Annotated in this window: 17 protein-coding genes and 2 rRNA genes (1 of these 19 cut by a window edge); 9 read left to right on the forward strand and 10 right to left on the reverse strand. The window is 58.2% G+C overall.

Translation table 11 applies throughout. The features are described 5' to 3' along the window. Positions 1 to 80: 80 nt before the first annotated feature. On the forward strand, positions 81 to 2009 hold the full coding sequence (locus tag ACZZ0G_RS02295) for a transglycosylase SLT domain-containing protein (protein ID WP_463555157.1): 1929 nt from the start codon (positions 81 to 83) through the stop codon (positions 2007 to 2009). Between the two features lie 80 nt (positions 2010 to 2089). Here ACZZ0G_RS02295 and ACZZ0G_RS02300 read toward each other — a convergent pair whose 3' ends face one another. Beyond that, positions 2090 to 3118: a Fic family protein gene (locus ACZZ0G_RS02300; RefSeq protein ID WP_463555158.1), complete on the reverse strand. Its 1029-nt coding sequence runs from the start codon at positions 3116 to 3118 to the stop codon at positions 2090 to 2092. 57 nt (positions 3119 to 3175) lie between these two features. Continuing rightward, positions 3176 to 4960, reverse strand: coding sequence for an ABC transporter transmembrane domain-containing protein (locus ACZZ0G_RS02305; RefSeq protein ID WP_463555159.1), 1785 nt, complete (start codon positions 4958 to 4960; stop codon positions 3176 to 3178). A gap of 256 nt (positions 4961 to 5216) precedes the next feature. Here ACZZ0G_RS02305 and ACZZ0G_RS02310 point away from each other — a divergent pair, with 256 nt between their 5' ends. Then, the gene (locus ACZZ0G_RS02310; protein ID WP_038369402.1) at positions 5217 to 5396 is read left to right on the forward strand and encodes a PA1571 family protein; all 180 of its coding nucleotides are present in this window, start codon (positions 5217 to 5219) and stop codon (positions 5394 to 5396) included. Positions 5397 to 5564: 168 nt separating this feature from the next. On the opposite strand, the gene pdxB is transcribed toward ACZZ0G_RS02310, so the two are convergent. Beyond that, positions 5565 to 6707 (reverse strand): 4-phosphoerythronate dehydrogenase PdxB, encoded by a 1143-nt coding sequence (pdxB, locus tag ACZZ0G_RS02315; protein WP_463555160.1) that lies wholly within the window; start codon positions 6705 to 6707, stop codon positions 5565 to 5567. A 159-nt stretch (positions 6708 to 6866) separates the two neighbouring features. On the opposite strand from pdxB, the gene ACZZ0G_RS02320 reads away from it, so the two are divergent. Next, a complete protein-coding gene (locus ACZZ0G_RS02320; protein ID WP_463555161.1) occupies positions 6867 to 8276 on the forward strand; it encodes an MATE family efflux transporter in 1410 nt (469 codons plus the stop codon). Between the two features lie 136 nt (positions 8277 to 8412). Here the strand turns inward: ACZZ0G_RS02320 and tusA are convergent, their stop codons facing one another. Both tusA and rlmM read right to left on the reverse strand, forming a co-directional pair. Beyond that, positions 8413 to 8664 carry a sulfurtransferase TusA gene (tusA, locus tag ACZZ0G_RS02325; RefSeq protein WP_463555162.1) on the reverse strand — a complete coding sequence of 84 codons (252 nt, stop codon included), beginning with the start codon at positions 8662 to 8664 and terminating at the stop codon, positions 8413 to 8415. Positions 8665 to 8826: 162 nt separating this feature from the next. Further along, complete coding sequence (gene rlmM / locus ACZZ0G_RS02330) at positions 8827 to 9900, reverse strand: 23S rRNA (cytidine(2498)-2'-O)-methyltransferase RlmM (RefSeq protein ID WP_463555163.1); 1074 nt, start codon at positions 9898 to 9900, stop codon at positions 8827 to 8829. Between the two features lie 223 nt (positions 9901 to 10123). Here rlmM and acnA point away from each other — a divergent pair, with 223 nt between their 5' ends. Next, positions 10124 to 12865: an aconitate hydratase AcnA gene (gene acnA, locus ACZZ0G_RS02335; RefSeq protein ID WP_463555164.1), complete on the forward strand. Its 2742-nt coding sequence runs from the start codon at positions 10124 to 10126 to the stop codon at positions 12863 to 12865. Between the two features lie 289 nt (positions 12866 to 13154). Here acnA and ACZZ0G_RS02340 read toward each other — a convergent pair whose 3' ends face one another. Together ACZZ0G_RS02340 and ACZZ0G_RS02345 are read right to left on the reverse strand one after the other, a co-directional pair. Then, on the reverse strand, positions 13155 to 13970 hold the full coding sequence (locus tag ACZZ0G_RS02340) for an aminoglycoside phosphotransferase family protein (RefSeq protein ID WP_463555165.1): 816 nt from the start codon (positions 13968 to 13970) through the stop codon (positions 13155 to 13157). Continuing rightward, positions 13957 to 14445, reverse strand: coding sequence for an SRPBCC family protein (locus ACZZ0G_RS02345; protein WP_463555166.1), 489 nt, complete (start codon positions 14443 to 14445; stop codon positions 13957 to 13959). The genes ACZZ0G_RS02340 and ACZZ0G_RS02345 overlap by 14 nt, the downstream gene beginning before the upstream one ends. A gap of 196 nt (positions 14446 to 14641) precedes the next feature. On the opposite strand from ACZZ0G_RS02345, the gene ACZZ0G_RS02350 reads away from it, so the two are divergent. From ACZZ0G_RS02350 to ACZZ0G_RS02370, 5 genes are all read left to right on the forward strand, one after another. Then, a complete protein-coding gene (locus ACZZ0G_RS02350; RefSeq protein ID WP_463555167.1) occupies positions 14642 to 15562 on the forward strand; it encodes an ADP-ribosylglycohydrolase family protein in 921 nt (306 codons plus the stop codon). 57 nt (positions 15563 to 15619) lie between these two features. Next, the gene (locus tag ACZZ0G_RS02355) at positions 15620 to 16024 is read left to right on the forward strand and encodes a lysozyme inhibitor LprI family protein (protein WP_463555168.1); all 405 of its coding nucleotides are present in this window, start codon (positions 15620 to 15622) and stop codon (positions 16022 to 16024) included. A gap of 448 nt (positions 16025 to 16472) precedes the next feature. Next, positions 16473 to 17078 (forward strand): hypothetical protein, encoded by a 606-nt coding sequence (locus ACZZ0G_RS02360; protein WP_463555169.1) that lies wholly within the window; start codon positions 16473 to 16475, stop codon positions 17076 to 17078. Between the two features lie 9 nt (positions 17079 to 17087). Continuing rightward, the gene (locus ACZZ0G_RS02365; RefSeq protein ID WP_463555170.1) at positions 17088 to 17294 is read left to right on the forward strand and encodes a helix-turn-helix domain-containing protein; all 207 of its coding nucleotides are present in this window, start codon (positions 17088 to 17090) and stop codon (positions 17292 to 17294) included. Between the two features lie 85 nt (positions 17295 to 17379). Beyond that, positions 17380 to 18051: a hypothetical protein gene (locus ACZZ0G_RS02370; RefSeq protein WP_463555171.1), complete on the forward strand. Its 672-nt coding sequence runs from the start codon at positions 17380 to 17382 to the stop codon at positions 18049 to 18051. 58 nt (positions 18052 to 18109) lie between these two features. On the opposite strand, the gene mrdA is transcribed toward ACZZ0G_RS02370, so the two are convergent. The 3 genes from mrdA to ACZZ0G_RS02385 form a co-directional block, all read right to left on the reverse strand. After that, the gene (mrdA, locus tag ACZZ0G_RS02375) at positions 18110 to 20002 is read right to left on the reverse strand and encodes a penicillin-binding protein 2 (RefSeq protein WP_463555172.1); all 1893 of its coding nucleotides are present in this window, start codon (positions 20000 to 20002) and stop codon (positions 18110 to 18112) included. A gap of 223 nt (positions 20003 to 20225) precedes the next feature. Beyond that, positions 20226 to 20341, reverse strand: a 5S ribosomal RNA gene (rrf, locus tag ACZZ0G_RS02380). Between the two features lie 152 nt (positions 20342 to 20493). Beyond that, positions 20494 to 22268: ribosomal RNA gene (locus ACZZ0G_RS02385) — 23S ribosomal RNA — on the reverse strand (it continues 1119 nt past the right edge of the window).

Here is a 22268-nt window from a genome sequence, read left to right on the forward strand (position 1 = left end):
GCTGGCAAAAGGCTAAGCTACAGACAATTCAGTGCTGACCGAGGTCGGCACTTGTCATGATTTCTCTGCCCGGATGTCTCATGCGCAGTCGCCTTTTCAGTGTCTTGTCCTGTTTGCTACTTACCGCCGCTGCCGCTCAATCCGCCCAGGCGGTGGACCTGTCCACCCAACGCCAGTATTACGATGAAGCCAAGCGCGCCTTGGCCAAGGGTGATACCGGCCCGTATTTCCGTTACAGCCAGGCGCTGGCCGATTATCCGCTGGAACCGTATCTGGCTTACGACGAACTGACCGCACGCCTGAAGACCGCGAGCAATGCGGAAATCGAGAAGTTCCTCGCCGAACACGGTGACCTGCCCCAGGCCAATTGGATGAAGCTGCGCTGGTTGCGCTGGCTCGCCGACCGTGGCGACTGGGCGACCTTCGTCAAGTATTACGACCCGAAACTGAACTTCACTGAACTGGACTGCCTGAATGCGCAGTACCAGATCACCCACGACAAGAAAGCCGAGGGTTACGCCAACGCCGACAAGCTCTGGCTGACCGGCAAATCGCAACCTGCGGCGTGTGACGCGCTGTTCGGGATCTGGGCTGCCGACGGTCAACTCACCGAACAGAAACGCTGGGAGCGCACCAAACTCGCTGCTCAGGCCCGCAACTACCCACTGGCCAACAGCCTGGTCAACGGCTTGACCACCCTCGCCCCGCGCGGTCGTTTGCTGGTGGATGTGGCGCAGAAGCCCGAACTGCTCAATCAGCCATCACGCTTCACCCCGGCCGATGAACCGATGTCCGATGTGGTCAGCCTCGGCCTGCGCCGCCTCGCGCGTCAGGACCCGGACAAGGCCATGGCGCTGCTCGACGGTTATGCCAGCAGCATGCATTTCTCTCGCGATGAAAAAGTCGCAATCGCCCGGGAAATCGGCCTGACCCTCGCCCGTCGTTTCGACAGCCGCGCGCTGGACGTGATGACCAAGTACGACCCGGAACTGCGCGACAACACCGTTTCCGAATGGCGATTGCGGCTGCTCTTGCGCTTGGCTCGCTGGGATGACGCCTACGAACTGACCAAGCGTCTGCCGCAGGATCTGGCCACCACCAACCGCTGGCGCTACTGGCAGGCGCGCAGCCTGGAACTGGCCCAGCCGCAGAATCCGGAAGCGCAGACGCTGTACAAAAACCTCGCCCGCGAGCGCGACTTTTATGGATTCCTCGCCGCCGACCGTTCGCAATCGCCCTATTCGCTGAACAACAAGCCATTGGTCCTCAGTCAGGCGCTGATCAACAAGGTGCGCAACACCCCGGGCGTACGTCGTGCGCTGGAATTCCATGCCCGTGGGCAAATCGTCGACGGTCGTCGCGAGTGGTATCACGTTAGCCGCCATTTCAATCGCGATGAAATGGTTGCCCAGGCGAAACTCGCTTACGACTTGAAATGGTATTTCCCGGCGATCCGCACCATCAGTCAGGCGCAGTACTGGGACGATCTGGATATTCGTTTCCCGATGGCCCACCGCGAAACCCTCGTGCGGGAAGCCAAGGTGCGCGGCCTGCATTCGAGCTGGGTGTTTGCCATTACTCGCCAGGAAAGTGCCTTCATGGACGACGCCCGCTCCGGCGTTGGCGCCAGTGGCCTGATGCAATTGATGCCCGGCACCGCCAAGGAAACCGCGCGCAAGTTCAGCATCCCGCTGGCCTCGCCGCAGCAGGTGCTGGATCCGGACAAGAACATCCAGCTCGGCGCCGCGTACCTGAGCCAGGTGCACAGCCAATTCAACGGCAACCGCGTCCTCGCCTCCGCCGCCTACAACGCCGGCCCCGGTCGCGTACGCCAATGGTTGCGCGGCGCTGATCATCTGAGCTTCGACGTCTGGGTCGAAAGCATTCCGTTCGACGAAACCCGTCAGTATGTGCAAAACGTGCTGTCGTACTCGGTGATCTACGGCCAGAAGCTCAACTCGCCACAGCCACTGGTGGACTGGCATGAGCGCTACTTCGACGATCAGTGATCACGCGACTGACGCCGAGTAACGAAAAATGCCCGTATCGCGAGATACGGGCATTTTTTATTGAGCTGTCGGCTGCCGAATTAACACTTCATCTTTTTAACCATCATTTTGCCAAGTTGAGTAAGCCGATATTTCTGGGTTGGATTCTTGGGCGATTGAGGATCGGTCATTTCGATCATTCCAGCGGTTAACGCCGGCTTGATATAGTTGGATCTGAACGTAGCCTTGTGGGCCAGGCTCATCTCAGCCATCAGATCACTGATCCGTAAAGAACGGGGTCCCAGAGTTAACAATAATCTTTCTACTAGGTCGGTTACTGAGTCGTTTACTAGGTCGCTCACTGACTCATTAGCGATGGCTTCACGCAACGAAACATTTAGCGCATGCAGCATGTACTCGACAAAAGGCGTTGACTCTCCCTGCCGGTCAGAAGCAGACAAGGCAGAGTAGTAGACATCCTGCTCCTCTCGAATAACCGCTTCGACCGGCAAATACGCCAGGACCGGGCGCCATTGGCTCAATATCAATGTTTGCCACAGCCGTCCCATTCGCCCGTTTCCATCAGCAAACGGATGGATGAACTCAAACTCATAATGGAATACGCAACTGATGATCAGCGGATGCCATTCAGAGCGCACAAGCCATGCCAGCAATTCATCCATCAGCGGTGATATACGGCTCGGAGGCGGCGCCATATGAACCAGTTGCTCTCCGCGATAAATCCCCACACCCGCTCGGCGAAAGTGCCCGCATTCATCAATCAGCCCATGCATCAACAACTCATGCGCTTGAAGCAGGTCAGCCCTGTTGTCAGGCTGCCATTGCGGCATGGTTTCATACGCGGTAAATGCATTGCGCACTTCTTGAATTTCCTTGGGCAAGCCTAAAACCCGTTGCCCGGCGAGCACGGCGGTTACCTGCTCGACACTCAATGTATTGTTTTCGATTGCCAAAGAGGCCTGAATTGTACGGATACGATTGCCTCGGCGCAGATGAGGCGTCTGCCGACTATCGCCCCCAGCCGAAAGCTGACCGATTTGCTCGCTGATTTCGGCGATCAACGCAATCATTCGTGTGGTTAGGGTCAACGGCGGTTGGTAGCGGCTCATGTCCTCATCCAGGCATTCCAAACAGGCCGCCATATTGCCCGATTCGAGCAATGTCCATCAGACTTGATCAACCGTTACTTTTCCATCATTGAACTGCAACGCCGCCAACCGCGCATACAGCGGATTGCTGGCAATCAGCTCCTGATGAGTACCAATGGCGACAAGCTTGCCCTGATCCATCACCGCAATCCGGTCAGCGTTTTTCACCGTGGCCAGTCGATGCGCGATCACCAGCGTGGTGCGGTTCTGCATCAGGCTCGGCAGCGCTTCCTGAATCAGGTGTTCGCTCTGCGCATCGAGGGCGCTGGTGGCTTCGTCCAGCAGCAGGATCGGTGCGTCGACCAGTAGCGCCCGGGCGATCGCCAAGCGCTGACGCTGACCACCGGAAAGACCGAGACCTCCATCGCCGAGGTGAGTCTGATAACCGTTGGGCATTTTTTCGATGAAGTCGTGGGCATGAGCAATTTTTGCTGCTTCCCTGACTTGCTCCAGCGTCGCCCCCGGATTGCCGTAACGAATGTTCTCTTCAACGCTGCCGAAAAACAGCGCCGGCGACTGCGAGACCAAAGCGAAGTGACGGCGCAGATCCAGCGGGTCAAGGCTGGTCAGCGGCACACCATCAATCAGGATCCGTCCTTCCAGTGGGTCATAAAAGCGCAACAGCAAGTCATACACCGTGGACTTGCCGGCACCGGACGGCCCGACCAGCGCCAGCGTCTCACCGGCCCGAATGGTCAGATTCAAGCCATTGACCGCGTAGCTTTCAGGGCGCGAAGGGTAGGAAAAGCGCACCTCCTGCAATTGCAGTTCGCCCCGAACGCGCGCCGGCAAGGTCATGAGTCCGGTGGTTGGCGGCTGGATGATATTCTCCGAACCCAGCAACTCAGCAATCCGCTCGGCTGCCCCTGCCGCACGTTGCAGTTCGCCAATGACCTCACTGAGGGTGCCGATCGCACTGCCGACGATCAGACTGTAAAAAACAAATGCAGCCAGTTCGCCCCCGGTGATGCGTCCGGCGATCACGTCCATGCCGCCGACCCACAACATCACCGCCACCGCGCCGAGCACCAGCACGATCACCATGGTGATCATCCACGAACGCTGAAAGATGCGTTTGCGCGCCGTGTCGAAAGCGTCCTCGACCGTTGTCGCAAAACGGCGCTCGTCCTGGACCTGGTGGTTGTAGGCCTGCACGGTTTTGATCTGGCCGAGGGTTTCCGAGACGTAGCTGCCGATATCGGCGACCCGGTCCTGGCTCAGTCTCGAGAGATTGCGCACCCGGCGGCCGAAAATCAGGATCGGCGCAACCACGAACGGCAAGGCAATCACCACGATGCTGGTGAGTTTCGCGTTGGTCACGAACAGCAAGATGACACCGCCGATCACCATCAACAGGTTGCGCAGGAACATCGACAGCGACGAGCCGATCACCGATTGCAACAGCGTTGTGTCGGCAGTCAGCCGCGACTGAATCTCCGAACTGCGGTTGTTCTCGTAAAAGCCCGGATGCAGATAGACCAGATGGTTGAACACCTCGCGGCGGATGTCGGCCACGCAGCGCTCGCCGATCCACGACACCCAGTAGAACCGGGCAAACGTGCCGACCGCCAGACCCAGCACCATCAGCATGAAGATGCCGATGCTCTGGTTGAGCTGATGCGGCGACTGAGTCATGAAGCCGCGGTCGACCAACAGTTTGATGCCCTGCCCCATCGACAGCGTGACGGCGGCGGTGACGATCAACGCCAGCAGCGCACCGATGACCTGCCAGCGGTAGGGGGCCAGAAATCGACTGGTCAAACGCAAAGCGCGACGGTGTCGTGAAGAAAGCTTCGGGGTCATTCAGGTACACATCCGTGTTGGTGAAAGGGCTAGCCTAAACCTTCTTGGGGCGGAACTCTGTAAATCACAATGAGTCAGGTTAAATATGCCCCCAAAGACTAGGCCATAGTTACTATTGGTCTAAAGTCCCGGTTGAGACGAGCGGTCGTTTCTGTTTGAGTGGAGATGCCCCCACTGACAGACCGCAGGGAGTTGTCACAGCCCGGTCACGTGGCGGTTTTTACCCTAGGCGCACAACCTGATGAGGAGACAGGCCATGTCCTTGCAACACAGCAGCGAAGACAAAATTGAAGTGATCCGTACCAAGCCCGGCCAATCTCTGGGTTGCTCGATACTGGATAAGGATGGGCGAGAAGTACCGATCACTGAAGAAATGATCCAGCAAGCGTGCAGTGAACTGGAGAAGCGATTGGTCAAGCCTGCCGAACAAGAGTGATATAGCCACCGTCTTCATGACCCGGCCCCTTTGGCCGGGTTTTTTCTGTGCACCTATCTGAAATTTGTGCCGCGACCTTCGCGAGCAAGCTCGCTCCCACAGGGACCTCCCATTCACTGAAGATCTCCTGTGGGAGCGAGCCTGCTCGCGAAAGCGCCGACTCGGTGTCTAGACGGCCACCGCCCCCAGCGCCGCCACAATCCTCGCCAACACCGGCGATTCCCCTTCAATCCGCACCTTCAGCCCTTCAATCTCACGCCGCACCGGATACTGCTTGCGCAACATATCGAACGCCGCACGCTGCTCGCCGACATTGCCTACAAGGCTGCGGCGAAAATCCGCGTCATCGTGGCGCGGGTCGTACACGCCACGGCACAACATCGCCAGCGCCCAGGCCGGATCGCTATCGGCGTGCAGAGTCACTTGCGACAACCACGGCGCCGGCAGCAAGTCATTGAGCTGGATGCTCGCCGGCTGAGCGATGAATTCGCAATAGGCCTGATAGATCTGCGCCGTTCCGCGCTGTTTGCCATCGAGGCTGTAACCGGCAATGTGCGGGGTGGCCAACACGCAAAGATCAGCCAGCGCGACATCGACTTCGGGTTCGGCTTCCCAGACATCAAGCACCGCTTGCAGGTCTTCACGCTCCAGCAGCACTTCACGCAGCGCGGCGTTATCCACCACCGGACCACGCGCCGCGTTGATCAGCCATGCGCCGGGTTTGAGTTGCTGCAAACGCTGCTGATCGAACAGATGCCAAGTCGCGCCGTCACCGCTGCGCGTCAGCGGCGTGTGCAGACTGATCACGTCGCACTGCTCGATGATTTGCTCCAGGCTCACGTAGTCGCCACCCTCGGCAGCCTGACGTGGCGGATCACAGACTTTGACGTTCCAGCCCAGGCCCTTGAGGACCTTGATCAGCCGCCCCCCAACCTCACCGGCACCGACGACACCGTAAGTCCGCTGAGTCAGATCGACGCCTTCGATTTCGGCGAGGGTCATCAGACTGCCCAGCACATAATCGACCACACCACGGGCATTGCAGCCGGGTGCACTCGACCAGGTGATGCCGGCCTCATTGAAATAGTCGAGATCCAGATGATCGGTGCCGATGGTGCAGGTGCCGACAAAGCGCACCTTGCTGCCCTCAAGCAACGCGCGGTTGACGTTGGTCACCGAGCGCACGAGCAACACGTCGGCCTCCTCGACCGTCGCACGGTCGATGGAACGGCCCAGCACCCGGCGGATCTCGCCGAAACCGGCAAAAAAGGCATCAAGCAGCGGGATATTTTCGTCGGCAACAATCAGCATGGCGGGCTCCTTTGGCGGATCGGCAGTTTAGGTGCAGATCGGTCGCCGGGCCAGCAGGCTTTGCGCTTACAAATCCGCAACAGAGGATTTTTCCTGACCAAGGCGTCAGCGGCGTAGAATGCGGCGCCTTGCGCATCAACACCTGTGGACGTTTTGCCCGTGAATTCTGTAACTGATCAACCTGTCGCTGTGTCCCTGACCCGCCCCGCGCGGATTCGCCTGGAGTTCAAGAACCTGCTCGCCCTGGCGTTGCCGATCATCATCGCGCAACTGGCGACCACAGCCATGGGCTTCGTCGATGCGGTGATGGCCGGCCGCGTCGGGCCGAAGGATCTGGCAGCGGTGGCGCTGGGCAACTCGATCTGGGTGCCGGTGTTTCTGCTGATGACCGGCACCCTGCTGGCAACGACGCCAAAAGTCGCTCAGCGCTTTGGCGCTGGCACCCACAGCGAAATCGGCCCGCTTGTACGTCAGGCGTTGTGGCTGGCGCTGGTGGTCGGGCTGATCGCGACGGCGATGCTGGTGGCCGCCGAGCCGGTGCTGCACCTGATGAAGGTCGATCCCGAGCTGATCGGCCCGTGCATGCAATACCTGCACGGCATCGCCAGCGGTCTGCCGGCGGTGGCGTTCTATCACGTGCTGCGCTGCACCAGTGACGGCATCGGTCGAACCCGTCCGGCAATGGTGCTGGGCCTGTGCGGTCTGGCGCTGAACATTCCGCTGAACTACATCTTCATCTATGGCCACTTCGGTGTGCCGGCGATGGGCGGAGTCGGCTGCGGATGGGCCACGGCCATCGTGATGTGGGTCATGGCGCTGGGTCTGGCCGGGTATGAGCGCTGGGCGCCGGCCTATCGTTCGAGCGAAATTTTCAACCGTTTCGACTGGCCGCAATGGGCGGTGATCAAGCGTCTGCTGGCGATCGGCTTGCCGATTGGCATCGCGGTGTTTGCCGAGTCGAGCATCTTCGCGGTGATCGCCCTGCTGATCGGTAGCCTCGGCGCGACCGTGGTGGCCGGGCATCAGATTGCGCTCAACGTCAGCTCCCTGGTGTTCATGATTCCGTACTCGCTGGGCATGGCCGTTACCGTGCGCGTCGGTCAGGCACTGGGCCGCGAAGAGCCGCGTGAAGCGCGTTTCGCCGCCGGCGTCGGTATGGGCACCGCGCTGGCTTACGCCTGCCTGTCGGCGAGCATGATGCTGTTGCTGCGCGAGCCGATTGCGGCGATCTACACCGCTGACCCGACAGTGATTCACATCGCGGCGATGCTGATTGTGTATTCGGCGCTGTTCCAGTTTTCCGACGCGATCCAGGTGACCGCTGCCGGCGCACTGCGCGGTTATCAGGACACGCGGGTGACGATGATCCTGACCCTGTTCGCCTATTGGGGGATTGGTTTGCCGGTGGGTTACGCCCTCGGCCTGACCGACTGGCTCGGCGAGCCACGCGGCCCGAGCGGCTTGTGGCAGGGTTTGATCGTTGGCCTGAGTTGCGCGGCGCTGATGCTGTCGATTCGCCTGACGCGTAGCGCGCGCAAGCGTATTCGGATCAGTCGTTCGGCGGGTTAAATCCGTTACGCCAGACAAAAAATGTGGGAGCGAGCCTGCTCGCGAATGCGGTGTATCAGTCGCCATCAATAGTGACTGAGATACCGCTTTCGCGAGCAGGCTCGCTCCCACATTTGGTTTTGCGTTCGCCTGGGGTTCAGGTGTCTTTCTTGCGAATCCAGTACAGATAAGTACCGGCCTCTTCGTGCTGGCTCACCAGTTCATGGTCGAGAAACACGCAGAATTTGGGGATATCGCGTTTGGTCGACGGGTCGGTGGCGATCACCTTGAGCAGGCCGCCGGGCACCAGATCACGGATGTGCTGGTGCAGCATCATCACCGGTTCCGGGCAATTGAGGCCGGTGGCGTCGAGGGTGCCGTCGACCGGGGTATCGATCATTTCACTCATGATTCACTCCTGAAACTGGCCGGCATTGTCGCGCATTGCCGGGGGAATCGTCTAACCCCTGTGGGAGCGAGCTTGCTCGCGAAAGCGGTGTGTCATTCTGCATGGAGGTGACTGATACGGCGCCTTCGCGAGCAAGCTCGCTCCCACAGGTTATGTGTTATATCAGCGGGATTTGGCTTTCTTGGTGTCGTGGCGGCGCAGGTGGCAGGTCACTTCCTCACGATCGTGATACAGCTGCTTGCAGCCGATATCGACCTTGATCCCGCGTGCCTTGAAACCATCGGCAATGCGTTCGAGCAAACGCTTCACCTCGGCATATCGCTGCTTCATCGGCAACTTCAGATTGACCACCGCCTCGCGGCAATGCCCCTCACCGATCCACTCTTCCAGCATCGCCGCGTTGCGCGCCGGTTTCTCGACGATGTCGCAGACCATCCAGTCCACCGGTTGCTTGGGCTTGAAAGTAAAACCGTCGGCCATCAAATGCTGAACCAGACCGGTGTCCATCAGGCTTTCAGCCATCGGGCCGTTATCGATCGCGGTCACCAGCATCCCACGGTTGACCAGTTGCCAGGTCCAGCCGCCCGGCGCGGCGCCGAGGTCGACGCCGGTCATATCGCTGTGCAGGCGATCTTCCCACTGATCACGCGGGATAAAGTGATGCCACGCCTCTTCCAGCTTCAAGGTCGAACGGCTCGGCGCCTCGCGCGGGAACTTCAGACGCGGAATGCCCATCGGCCACATGGCCGAATTACCGGCATCGGCCATACCCAGAAACACTTCGCGACCGCTCTTGAAGGTCAGCAGCAGACGCGGCTTGCTGGCGTCCTCCACCAGTTTGCCGGCGCCGGTCAGCGCCTTGCGCAGCGGGCCTTCGAATTTCTTGCAGAAGTTCGACAATTCCTTGCCGTCATTGGTGTCGACGACCTCCAGCCACAGGCTGCCGCACACCGGGAAATCAGCCATGTGCGCGAGAATCACGCTGATGCGGTCGGTTTCCGGCAGATCGATAAATACACCGCGCGCCCATTGGCGCGGGAAGATCAGATCGGCGAAACGCTGGCCGCGCATCAGGCGCTCGGCGCCGTCTTCTTCGGTGCAGACAAACTCGGCGTACGCGGTGGTCGCTTTGGCCTTGGCGTAGCCGGCCACATTGAGTTGAGCGGCGAGGTCGGAAATCTCCGAACAGACTTCGCCTTCGAAGCCTGGCCGGCAATGCATGAATAGGGTGTTCATTCTTACTCCTGGGCAGCGGGCGATCATTCGGCCGCTGCGCGATGCTCAGGCCTTGCGTTGCAGCAAAGCCTGTCACGAAAACCGGCGCATGATAGCCGATGTCGGAACCTTGGACTTGCCCATAGAGTCCAGTTATTAGCCAGCTAATGAAAACAGGGCTACGTTGATAGCTCTGCCCCGTCCCCTCAATCCGTAGCCGTGCGGATTCAAAGGAGTGATCGTAATGCCGTCCCTCGATAGTCTGAAGACCCTTAAAACACTGCAGATCGACCAAAAGACCTATCACTATTTCAGCTTGCCGGATGCTGCCAAAAGCCTGGGCGACCTCGACAAGCTGCCGATGTCGCTGAAAGTCCTGCTGGAAAACCTGCTGCGCTGGGAAGATGAAAAAACGGTCACCGGCGCCGATCTCAAGGCGCTTGCCGCGTGGCTCAAGGAGCGCCGCTCCGACCGCGAAATCCAGTACCGCCCGGCCCGCGTATTGATGCAAGACTTTACCGGCGTGCCCGCCGTGGTCGACCTCGCCGCCATGCGTGCTGCGATGGCCAAGGCCGGCGGCGATCCGCAGCGAATCAATCCATTGTCACCGGTGGATCTGGTGATCGACCACTCGGTAATGGTCGACAAGTTCGCCACCGCCAGCGCATTCGAGCAGAACGTCGACATCGAAATGCAGCGCAACGGCGAACGTTATGCCTTTCTGCGTTGGGGCCAGAGCGCCTTCGACAACTTCAGCGTGGTGCCGCCGGGCACCGGTATCTGCCACCAGGTCAACCTCGAATATCTCGGCCGCACCGTGTGGACGAAAGATGAAGACGGCCGCACTTACGCGTTCCCCGACACGCTGGTCGGCACCGACTCGCACACCACCATGATCAACGGCCTCGGCGTGCTCGGCTGGGGTGTCGGCGGGATCGAAGCCGAAGCGGCGATGCTCGGGCAACCGGTGTCGATGCTGATTCCGGAAGTGATCGGCTTCAAACTTACCGGCAAACTGAAGGAAGGCATCACCGCTACCGATCTGGTGTTGACGGTGACGCAGATGCTGCGCAAGAAAGGCGTGGTCGGCAAATTCGTCGAATTCTATGGTGACGGCCTCGCCGACTTACCGCTCGCCGACCGCGCGACCATTGCCAACATGGCCCCGGAATATGGCGCGACGTGCGGTTTCTTCCCGGTTGATGATGTGACTTTGGAATATCTGCGCCTGTCCGGGCGGCCACCGGAGGTGGTGAAACTGGTCGAAGCGTATACCAAGGCGCAAGGGCTGTGGCGTCTGCCCGGTCAGGAACCGGTGTTCACCGACAGCCTCGCATTGGACATGGGTAGCGTCGAAGCGAGTCTGGCCGGGCCGAAACGTCCGCAGGATCGCGTATCGCTACCGAATGTGCCGCAAGCCTTCAGCGACTTCATCGACCTGCAATTCAAACCCACCAGTAAAGAAGAAGGACGTCTGGAAAGCGAAGGCGGTGGTGGCGTCGCGGTGGGCAATGCCGATCTGGTTGGCGAAACCGAATACGAGTACGAAGGTCACACCTATCGCCTGAAAAACGGCGCGGTGGTGATCGCCGCGATCACCTCTTGCACCAACACCTCCAACCCGAGCGTGATGATGGCCGCCGGCCTGCTGGCAAAAAAAGCCGTGGAAAAAGGCCTGACCCGCAAGCCGTGGGTGAAGAGTTCTTTGGCACCCGGTTCGAAAGTGGTCACCGACTACTACAAGGCTGCGGGGTTGACGCAATATCTTGATCAGCTCGGATTTTCGCTGGTGGGTTATGGCTGCACCACCTGCATCGGCAACTCCGGACCGCTGCCGGAACCGATCGAGAAAGCCATCCAGAAAGCCGATCTCACCGTCGCTTCGGTGCTCTCCGGCAACCGCAACTTCGAAGGCCGCGTGCATCCGCTGGTGAAAACCAACTGGCTGGCCTCGCCGCCATTGGTGGTCGCCTATGCCTTGGCCGGCAGCGTGCGCAGCGACATCAGCAGCGAACCGCTGGGCGAAGATCAGCAAGGCAATCCGGTGTACCTGCGCGATATCTGGCCGACCAGCAAAGAGATCGCCGATGCGGTGAATCAGGTCAGCACGGCAATGTTCCACAAGGAATACGCCGAAGTGTTCGCCGGTGATGAGCAGTGGCAGGCGATCGAGGTGCCACAAGCGGCGACGTATGTGTGGCAGGACGATTCGACCTACATTCAGCATCCACCGTTCTTCGACGACATTTCCGGCCCGTTGCCGCAAATCAAGGATGTCAAAGGTGCCCGTGTGCTGGCTCTGCTCGGCGATTCGGTGACCACCGACCACATCTCCCCCGCTGGCAACATCAAGACTGACAGTCCGGCCGGGCGTTATCTGCGCGAAAAAGGCGTGGAACCACGGGATTTCAACTCTTACGGCTCACGTCGTGGCAATCATGAAGTGATGATGCGCGGCACCTTCGCCAATATCCGTATCCGCAATGAAATGCTCGGCGGTGAGGAAGGTGGCAACACGATCTACATTCCGACCGGCGAGAAACTGGCGATCTATGACGCGGCGATGAAGTACCAGGCTTCGGCCACGCCGCTGGTGGTGATTGCCGGGCAGGAATACGGCACCGGTTCCAGCCGTGACTGGGCGGCCAAGGGCACTAATCTGCTGGGCGTGAAAGCTGTGATCGCGGAAAGCTTCGAGCGGATTCACCGTTCCAACCTGGTGGGCATGGGTGTGTTGCCGCTGCAGTTCAAGCTTGATCAGAACCGCAAGAGCCTCAACCTCACCGGCAAGGAAACCTTCGAGATTCAGGGGCTGACGGGCGTCGAGCTGACACCGCGGATGAATTTGCCGTTGGTGATCACTCGCGAGGACGGGCGTCAGGAGAAAATCGACGTGCTGTGCCGGATCGATACGTTGAATGAGGTGGAGTACTTCAAATCGGGCGGGATTTTGCATTACGTCCTGCGCCAGTTGATCGCCTCGTAAGATCTGCTGATGCAGAAACACCGCCATTCGGCGGTGTTTCTGTTAAAACAATGCGCTTTTTCATAGGCGAAAAAAAACCCGCCGAAGCGGGTTTTTCCCAAGACCATTATCGACTCCCTGTCGGCAGCGATCCTTGCAAATGGTCGATCATCCGTGATCCTGAAACACTCCCTGTGTCTCAGTTGATGTGTGTAGATTACGCGGTGGATCCAATCGCCAATAGTCGTAAAAGCTACCAGCGCGTGTAAGACATTCGCCATAGCAACCCTTCCGAAAACCCCTAGCCGTGTCAGGCATCGAGTATGGAAGCCGCGATCTGCGCCACTTTCAGCTGCCCTGAGGCCTGTTCCAGTGCGGCATCCTCCAGAAACCACGCCGCCGACAAACCGGCAAACGCCAGCACCCATTGCAACAGCCTGCGGCGTTCGAGCCCGGCCGCCTCGATAATCACCTCCAGCTGTCGGCGAAATCGCGCGGGATCCGTGGCCGTTGGCAAGTCCGGGTTACAAATCAGGTTGGCGTAGTCAAAGCCGCGTTCGCCCCTGACCCGCTTCGGATCGATTGCCAGCCAGCCACGGGATTCGAAATCCAGAACATTGTCGTGATGCATGTCGCCGTGCAGCACCACCACATCCTGTGGATCGGCTAGCAAGGCTTCGGCGGTTCGCAGGCTCAGGGCGTATAGGCCGCCGTGTTGCGCAGCCGCGATTCGCAGCGAAGCAAACCATGGCCCCAACTCCACCAGCGGCGGTGGTGGCGTTTCACGCGGTGCATGCAATCGTGCCAGAGCGGAACAGAGAATTCGGCTCGCCTCGTCATCTTCGCCACTCACAGCCATACGCATCAGCGAGCGCCGGCCCATGGCACGTTCCATCAGCAGGCCATCCTCGTGCTGCGCCAGTACTTGCGCAGCACCGTCACCGTCCCACCAGGCCATCAGCCGGTTGCCGTGCTTTTCATCGACCTCCAGCGCCACCTTGAGCATGGCCGGCGTGTCGTTCAGGCGTACCGGCAACAAACGGCTGCCGAGCGTGATGATCGGCGCGCCGTCCGGCACCAGTGCCCCGCGCTTCAGCCAAGGTTCGAAAATGTCAGCCACCGTCACGCTCGCGGGCCTTGGCGCTCTCGGCAAGAAACTGTTCGAGCCGGCTCAACTGCTCCTCCCAGCCACGGCTGTCCATGTGATATGCCTCTTTCTGGCGAATGTCGGGAATGTGCGCGAAGCCTGATTCGGACACTTTCAGCAACGTACCGCTCTCGAAGTCTTCCAACTCGAACCTGACCAGCGTGGTCGGCTCCTGGGAATAGTCGATCTTCGGATTGACCGCATACGGATGCCAGCGAAACGAAAACAACTGCTGCGGCTCGACCCGCTCGATCAGCACATTCCACAACACATGCTCATAACCCGGATACGTAACCTGCCCCTGCGTCCATTCACCGGCAATAAACCGCCGCCCCTCCAGCGCCACACCAAACCACTGGCCAAACGCCTCGGCATCGACCAATGCACGCCAGACATGCGAACGCGGCGCCTTGAGCGTGATCTTGCGTTCGAAACTATTGGGTACTGGTTTCATACGTCACCTCCTGTTCTGAACACTAGGCCTGTATGACCACATGTCCAATGTGAAGTTGTATCAGAGCGGTGCAGTCATTCATCAGCAAGGACACATCAAGCTGCACTTTTTGACCGATGCCGTGATGGATCCAGGTCCCCTCCGCCCAACGAAACTGATACCTTTTCCAGCGAATTTGAATCTACAAGGACGAGTCATGCCGCCATCCCTCGCTGAACGTTACCGCGGTGCCCTGCTCGGTCTGGCGTGCGGCGACGCTGTCGGTACTACGGTTGAGTTCAAACCACGGGGATCATTCCAACCGTTGACCGATATGGTCGGCGGTGGCCCGTTCCACCTCAAGCCAGGGCAGTGGACCGATGACACCTCGATGGCCCTGTGTCTGGCCGAAAGCCTGCTGAACAAGAATGGATTCAATGCTGCCGATCAGATGGGCCGCTACCTCAACTGGTGGCAATGGGGTTATCTCAGCTCGACCGGTGAGTGTTTCGATATCGGCATGACCGTCAGTCAGGCGCTCGCGCAGTATCAGCAAACCGCTGAGCCCTTCGCTGGCTCTACCGACCCGTACAGCGCCGGCAACGGTTCACTGATGCGTTTGGCTCCGGTGGTGCTGTTCTATTTTCCGGACGCGCGGCAAATCCAGAGCTTTGCCACCGACAGTTCGCGAACCACCCACGCAGCACCGGAAGCCATCGAATGCTGCCAATTGCTGGCCGGGTTGATTGCCAGAGCGCTTGAAGGCGCGAGCAAAGCAGAACTGCGTCAACTGCCATTCGCCAGCTTCTCGCAACCCAAGGTCGCCGCCATTGCGCGTGGTGATTACCTCGGTCTGTCCGAGGCGGACATAAAAGGCAATGGCTACAGCGTGCAGTCACTGGAAGCGGCGTTGTGGTGCTTTCACCACACGGATAGCTTCGAGGCGGCCATTTTGCGAGCGGCCAACCTGGGCGATGATGCCGATACCACCGCCGCAATCACCGGGCAGTTGGCCGGCGCCTATTACGGCGTGCGAGGCATTCCTGCGCATTGGCTGGAAAAGCTGCACGACGGTGAAGAGATTGCGGCGACCGCCGACCGATTGCTTGAGGCTTCCCGGATGCGCCCACCTGAATAAGCGCGGTGCAGCCGCTACACTGCTCGGCACTTATCTTCGATACAGCGAGACTTGACCATGTCCCCACGCCTGCTTCTGGCTCTCACGCCCTTCCTGTTCAGCCCCCTCGCCCATGCCGCCATCGACTGCGCCAATGCCAGCGACCAGGCGACGATGAATCAGTGCGCCGGGCAGGACTTCAAAACGGCGGACAAGGAGTTGAACACCGTGTACCAGCAGATCACCGGGCGATTGAAGGACAACCCGGATGGCAAGAAGCTGTTGGTCAGTGCGCAGCGGGCGTGGCTCGGATTTCGGGATGCCGAGTGCAAGTTTTCATCGTCCGGAGTTACTGGCGGGAGCGTTTATCCGTGGGTTTACAGCAGTTGTCTGACCGGGGTGACCAAGGTGCGGGTTGAGGCGCTGAAACAGTATTTGAAGTGTGAAGAAGGCGACATGAGTTGTCCTGTGCCGGGGGCCTGATTTTTTGCCGCGGTTTGAGGATCCTTCGCGAGCAAGCTCACTCTCACATTGGAGCGCATTTCAAATATGGGGGTTAACGCAACCACTGTAGTGCGCTTGAGGTTCCACCAGGTGGATCGGGTTATCGTTATCGCCAACAGCCGATATCACTCGGTCCGATGCACACTCGCGCGCACACTGCGCAAACTTTTCTCAAGCACCTGCCATAGCCTCAACAATTCCTTCCGCTGTATCGCCAGATTGGCTCGATCTGGCGTATCTCATCCATCCGGATATCGATTTGCTCGATGGTCAACGATTTGGAACAGCTTCCGTCCTTCAGGAACAGGTCCCGTATGGTGTGCCGGTGCCGGCGACTTCCTTTACAAAACAAGAACAATTTATTATTGTAATTCGATAATTTAACATCGAGAATTAGTCATTCCCAATGACACCGCAAGGATTATTCATGAGTACTCGTAACAACGGATTGGCACTGCAGCGCATGCATTGGGTCGGACTACTGGCTGCGATTCTTGTCTGGGTATTAGGGGTGACCGAGGTCGGTGGCAACGCTTCGATCTGGTTCTTCAAAACGGATGAAATGCTCGCGGCTTTGCTCTACGCCTTCGCCGAAAATTCGCCGCAATTGCTTGACCCGTTTGTCGAAGGTGCGCTGCTTGCTCCCGACACATGGCTCTCGCCACTGGTCACTGCGCTGCTCGTCGTTCTGGATTTCCTGCCCGTCCTGCTTTCGACCTACGTGCTCTGGCTGACCGGGTTGTTTTTTCTGCGCTTGTCCCGCGGCGAAACCTGGACCGAACGCAATATCAAGGTGCTATGGCGAGTGGGGATTCTGTGCATCATTTCTCCGGCCACCTACCCGCTGATAGAGACCTTGCAAGGTTTGGCACTGTCTATTGATCTGCCACCTGGGGAGCGCATTTTCCAATTCTCGATCGGGCTGTCTTCCACTTCTGCCTACGAGATTGTCAAAGGCGTATTGCTCTGTTTGTTTTCAATTATCATGCGCGATGCAAAAGTACTCAGCGATGAGCAAAGCCAATACATATAGAACAATACAATGACCATTATCGTCCGCCTTGACGTTGTCATGGCCACGCAAAAAATTCGCTCGAAAGAGTTGGCCGGTCTGCTGGGCATCACCGAGGCCAATCTGTCATTACTGAAGAATGGCAAGGTCAAGGGCGTGAAAATGGCCACACTGGACAAGCTCTGTGCAGCACTCGATTGCCAGCCAGGCGATCTGCTGGAATACCAGAAAGACTGAGCCTTGCGCATCCGCACGAGTTAATTGTCGCCAGTCCACACCGTTTAACTCTTATTCAATCCTTAGTTTATAAGGCGGCTTTGTCATGACCCGGTTTTTATTCTGCGCGCTGTTTTTACTGACAGCGTTGATCAGCGGCTGCGCCACGCAAATGGACGTAGCGCTAAATGCCACACCTGATCCGGACTATCATTTTGATCGAAAGGCGACTGTACTCGTGACGTCCGCGAGTGGCAGTGACGAAAACGCACTTAATGCCCGCTACTACCTACGGGACATGGTTAATGCGCTAAAAGACAGGGGCTACCAAGAGGTCTATACCGACGCCAGTTTGCCGAAGAACCACGCGCCGATAAAAATGACCATCAGCCTCGACGTCGGCAGCCGACAGGTAACTTACCGTTACACCGCCACCGAGTATGGGCAAGTGCCGACCAGCACCTCTACCGTGTGCAAGACCAGCAAGAAAAAGGACGACCGGCTGACGTGCACGAGTAAACCGAACACCACCTATGGCCCGATAGGTACCTCGGAGCGAACCGGCTACACCACGCTCAGTACTTTCATTGCCACTACCCGGGATGAGGCCAGCAGGCGCACGGTCTACCTGCTGCGCGCCTCGTCCTATAACGATGACTGCCAGTCCGCCAAGGTCGAAGACTTTCTGGTGGAGCAAGGCTTGCACAACCTGAACTTCGAGGACCGTGTGCAGCGCAACTACACCGTCACGATGCCCGAGGGTTACCGCTGCAAGTAGGCTTTGCGGGACAACTCACAGCCTCGGCTCAACCACCATGAGCCGGGGCTGCGAACCGTTAGACGTGCGGGTCTCCAGGCGCTTTTGTCGGCGCCGCGTATTGCGGCTTGAGATGGCCGTCCTGATCGAGTAGCCAGGCGTCCATGATCTGCCGCACCACAGGGCCGGCGACACGACCGCCGGCCTCACCGTTTTCGATCATCACCGAAATCGCAATCTTCGGATGCTCGGCCGGCGCGAAGCCAACGAACAAGGCGTTATCGCGGTGGCGTTCGAGGGTTTTCGCGCGGTTATAGCGTTCGCCCTGCTTGATCGCTACCACCTGCGCCGTGCCACTCTTGCCAGCGATACGGTATTGCGCACCGGCCGCAGCCGCACGGGCAATGCCTCGGGCATCGTGCATCACCATTTGCATGCCGTGGTTGACCTGCTCCCAGTCTCGCGGATCCTTGAGCAGGATGTTCGGCATCGGATGCTCATCGACCGGGGCGACGCCATCGACGGTTTTGGCCAGGTGCGGCCGGTTCCATACACCTTTGTTGGCAATCAATGCCGTGGCCTGAGCCAGTTGCAGTGGCGTGACCTGCATGTAGCCCTGGCCGATGCCGAGGATGACCGTTTCGCCCGGGAACCAGGCTTGCCGACGGGTCGCGCGCTTCCAGGCTTGCGATGGCATCAAACCGGGCGACTCTTCAAACATGTCCAGCGAGACCTTCTCGCCGAGGCCGAACATCGCCATGTAATCATGCAGACGATCAATACCAAGCTTGTGAGCCAGGTCATAGAAGTAGGTGTCGTTGGAACGCATGATCGCCGCGTCCATGTCCACCCAGCCGTCGCCGCTGTGGTTCCAGTTGCGGTACTTGTGATCGAAGTCCGGAAGTTGGTAATAACCGGGGTCGAAGACGCGCGTTTGCGGCGTTACGACACCGGCGTCGAGGCCGGCGATGGCTACCTCTGGCTTGATGGTCGAGCCCGGCGCGTAGAGCCCGCGCAGTACGCGATTGAACAGCGGCCGGTCGATCGAGTCTCGCAGTGCCGAGTATTCCTTGGAGCTGATGCCAGTAACGAACAGATTCGGGTCGAAGCTCGGATTGCTGACCATGGCCAACACTTCACCGGTCGACGGATCAAGCGCTACCACTGAACCACGACGATCACCCAGGGCGGCCTCGGCAGCTTCCTGCAGTTTGATGTCGAGGCTCAGGACGATGTTCTGGCCCGGGACCGGGTCGGTGTGTTTGAGCACACGCAGTACCCGTCCTTGCGCGTTTGTTTCTACTTCTTCGTAACCAACGTGACCATGTAGCTGCGCTTCATAGAAACGTTCGATGCCGGTTTTGCCAACGGATTGAGTACCGCGATATTCGACCGAGTCGAGGGTTTTGGACTCCTTTTCGTTGATCCGGCCGACATAACCGATCGAGTGGGCGAAATGTGCGCCGAGCGGGTAATGGCGGACGAACTGCGGCTCGACATCAAGGCCCGGGAGGCGGAACTCGTTGACGGCCAGTACGGCGATTTGCTCTTCCGTCAGCTCATAGAACAGCGTCACCGGCGTGAACGGGTGGCGGGATTGCTTCATGGCTTTATCGAAGACGGTGCGATCTTCTGCAGGCAGGTGCAGGAGATTGATCACTTCGTCCAGTTCCTGATTGACGTCGGTGGCGCGTTCGCGGGTGATGGTCAGGTTGAAACTGGGACGGTTATCAGCGAGCAGCACGCCATTGCGGTCGTAGATCAAGCCACGTGTCGGCGGGATCGGCAAGACGTGTACGCGATTGTTTTCGGAGATAGTCGAGTGGTAGTCGAATTCCACCACTTGCAGGATGTACAGCCTCACTACCAGAGCACAGCTGATGGCGAAGACGAACAAGGCGCAGGCGATCAACCGTTTGTTGACCAGACGCGTCTCTTTTTCGTGGTCCTTGATCGGAATGGGTTCAGGCATTTCTACAGCAACTCTTTGACATAAATGAATGCCGATCCGTGGGCATGACATCAGTCCGTTAAAAAACGAGCTGCACCATACCAAAAACTGCCCGGTCACTTCAGAAGGAATTTCCCCAATGGCAGCTATCGCGACGGTTGGGGTAGGTCAATGCGTTGTAAGAACTTTCCTGCGGGCAAAACAAAACCCCAACTGCTTTCGCAATTGGGGTTTCGGAATTTAATCTTGACGATGACCTACTCTCACATGGGGAAACCCCACACTACCATCGGCGATGCATCGTTTCACTGCTGAGTTCGGGATGGGATCAGGTGGTTCCAACGCTCTATGGTCGTCAAGAAATTCGGGTACTGAGTCGTGGCCAGATGGCCTCGCTTCAGCAAATTGGCTATGTGATAGTTTTCGGTGTCTTGTGAGCATCGAACTTTCGGTTCGTTTCGTCTTCACACACCGCAATCTGGTCTCTTCGACGCAAATTGCTTGGGTGTTATATGGTCAAGCCTCACGGGCAATTAGTATTGGTTAGCTCAACGCCTCACAGCGCTTACACACCCAACCTATCAACGTCGTAGTCTTCGACGGCCCTTCAGGGAACTCAAGGTTCCAGTGAGATCTCATCTTGAGGCAAGTTTCCCGCTTAGATGCTTTCAGCGGTTATCTTTCCCGAACATAGCTACCCGGCAATGCCACTGGCGTGACAACCGGAACACCAGAGGTTCGTCCACTCCGGTCCTCTCGTACTAGGAGCAGCCCCTCTCAAATCTCAAACGTCCACGGCAGATAGGGACCGAACTGTCTCACGACGTTCTAAACCCAGCTCGCGTACCACTTTAAATGGCGAACAGCCATACCCTTGGGACCGGCTTCAGCCCCAGGATGTGATGAGCCGACATCGAGGTGCCAAACACCGCCGTCGATATGAACTCTTGGGCGGTATCAGCCTGTTATCCCCGGAGTACCTTTTATCCGTTGAGCGATGGCCCTTCCATACAGAACCACCGGATCACTAAGACCTACTTTCGTACCTGCTCGACGTGTCTGTCTCGCAGTCAAGCGCGCTTTTGCCTTTATACTCTACGACCGATTTCCGACCGGTCTGAGCGCACCTTCGTACTCCTCCGTTACTCTTTAGGAGGAGACCGCCCCAGTCAAACTACCCACCATACACTGTCCTCGATCCGGATAACGGACCTGAGTTAGAACCTCAAAGTTGCCAGGGTGGTATTTCAAGGATGGCTCCACGCGAACTGGCGTCCACGCTTCAAAGCCTCCCACCTATCCTACACAAGCAAATTCAAAGTCCAGTGCAAAGCTATAGTAAAGGTTCACGGGGTCTTTCCGTCTAGCCGCGGATACACTGCATCTTCACAGCGATTTCAATTTCACTGAGTCTCGGGTGGAGACAGCGCCGCCATCGTTACGCCATTCGTGCAGGTCGGAACTTACCCGACAAGGAATTTCGCTACCTTAGGACCGTTATAGTTACGGCCGCCGTTTACCGGGGCTTCGATCAAGAGCTTCGCGTTAGCTAACCCCATCAATTAACCTTCCGGCACCGGGCAGGCGTCACACCCTATACGTCCACTTTCGTGTTTGCAGAGTGCTGTGTTTTTAATAAACAGTCGCAGCGGCCTGGTATCTTCGACCGGCATGAGCTTACGGAGCAAGTCCTTCACCCTCACCGGCGCACCTTCTCCCGAAGTTACGGTGCCATTTTGCCTAGTTCCTTCACCCGAGTTCTCTCAAGCGCCTTGGTATTCTCTACCCAACCACCTGTGTCGGTTTGGGGTACGGTTCCTGGTTACCTGAAGCTTAGAAGCTTTTCTTGGAAGCATGGCATCAACCACTTCGTCACCCAAAGGGTAACTCGTCATCAGCTCTCGGCCTTAAGATCCCGGATTTACCTAAGATCTCAGCCTACCACCTTAAACTTGGACAACCAACGCCAAGCTGGCCTAGCCTTCTCCGTCCCTCCATCGCAATAACCAGAAGTACAGGAATATTAACCTGTTTTCCATCGACTACGCTTTTCAGCCTCGCCTTAGGGACCGACTAACCCTGCGTCGATTAACGTTGCGCAGGAAACCTTGGTCTTTCGGCGTGGGTGTTTTTCACACCCATTGTCGTTACTCATGTCAGCATTCGCACTTCTGATACCTCCAGCAAGCTTCTCAACTCACCTTCACAGGCTTACAGAACGCTCCTCTACCGCATCACCCGAAGGTGATACCCGTAGCTTCGGTGTATGGTTTGAGCCCCGTTACAT

Source organism: Pseudomonas sp. AC169 (assembly GCF_979258515.1).

Bases quoted from the DNA above. Each gene is read 5' to 3' on its own strand.
- ACZZ0G_RS02295 (WP_463555157.1), top strand. From the start codon at position 81: ATGCGCAGTCGCCTTTTCAGTGTCTTGTCCTGTTTGCTACTTACCGCC.
- pdxB (WP_463555160.1), bottom strand. From the start codon at position 6,707: ATGCTGATTGTTGCCGACGAAAATATCCCGCTGCTTGATGCCTTTTTT.
- ACZZ0G_RS02300 (WP_463555158.1), bottom strand. From the start codon at position 3,118: ATGAGCCGCTACCAACCGCCGTTGACCCTAACCACACGAATGATTGCG.
- ACZZ0G_RS02350 (WP_463555167.1), top strand. From the start codon at position 14,642: ATGCCGCCATCCCTCGCTGAACGTTACCGCGGTGCCCTGCTCGGTCTG.
- mrdA (WP_463555172.1), bottom strand. From the start codon at position 20,002: ATGCCTGAACCCATTCCGATCAAGGACCACGAAAAAGAGACGCGTCTG.
- ACZZ0G_RS02355 (WP_463555168.1), top strand. From the start codon at position 15,620: ATGTCCCCACGCCTGCTTCTGGCTCTCACGCCCTTCCTGTTCAGCCCC.
- ACZZ0G_RS02310 (WP_038369402.1), top strand. From the start codon at position 5,217: ATGTCCTTGCAACACAGCAGCGAAGACAAAATTGAAGTGATCCGTACC.
- ACZZ0G_RS02345 (WP_463555166.1), bottom strand. From the start codon at position 14,445: ATGAAACCAGTACCCAATAGTTTCGAACGCAAGATCACGCTCAAGGCG.
- rlmM (WP_463555163.1), bottom strand. From the start codon at position 9,900: ATGAACACCCTATTCATGCATTGCCGGCCAGGCTTCGAAGGCGAAGTC.
- tusA (WP_463555162.1), bottom strand. From the start codon at position 8,664: ATGAGTGAAATGATCGATACCCCGGTCGACGGCACCCTCGACGCCACC.
- ACZZ0G_RS02365 (WP_463555170.1), top strand. From the start codon at position 17,088: ATGACCATTATCGTCCGCCTTGACGTTGTCATGGCCACGCAAAAAATT.
- acnA (WP_463555164.1), top strand. From the start codon at position 10,124: ATGCCGTCCCTCGATAGTCTGAAGACCCTTAAAACACTGCAGATCGAC.
- ACZZ0G_RS02305 (WP_463555159.1), bottom strand. From the start codon at position 4,960: ATGACCCCGAAGCTTTCTTCACGACACCGTCGCGCTTTGCGTTTGACC.
- ACZZ0G_RS02370 (WP_463555171.1), top strand. From the start codon at position 17,380: ATGACCCGGTTTTTATTCTGCGCGCTGTTTTTACTGACAGCGTTGATC.
- ACZZ0G_RS02360 (WP_463555169.1), top strand. From the start codon at position 16,473: ATGAGTACTCGTAACAACGGATTGGCACTGCAGCGCATGCATTGGGTC.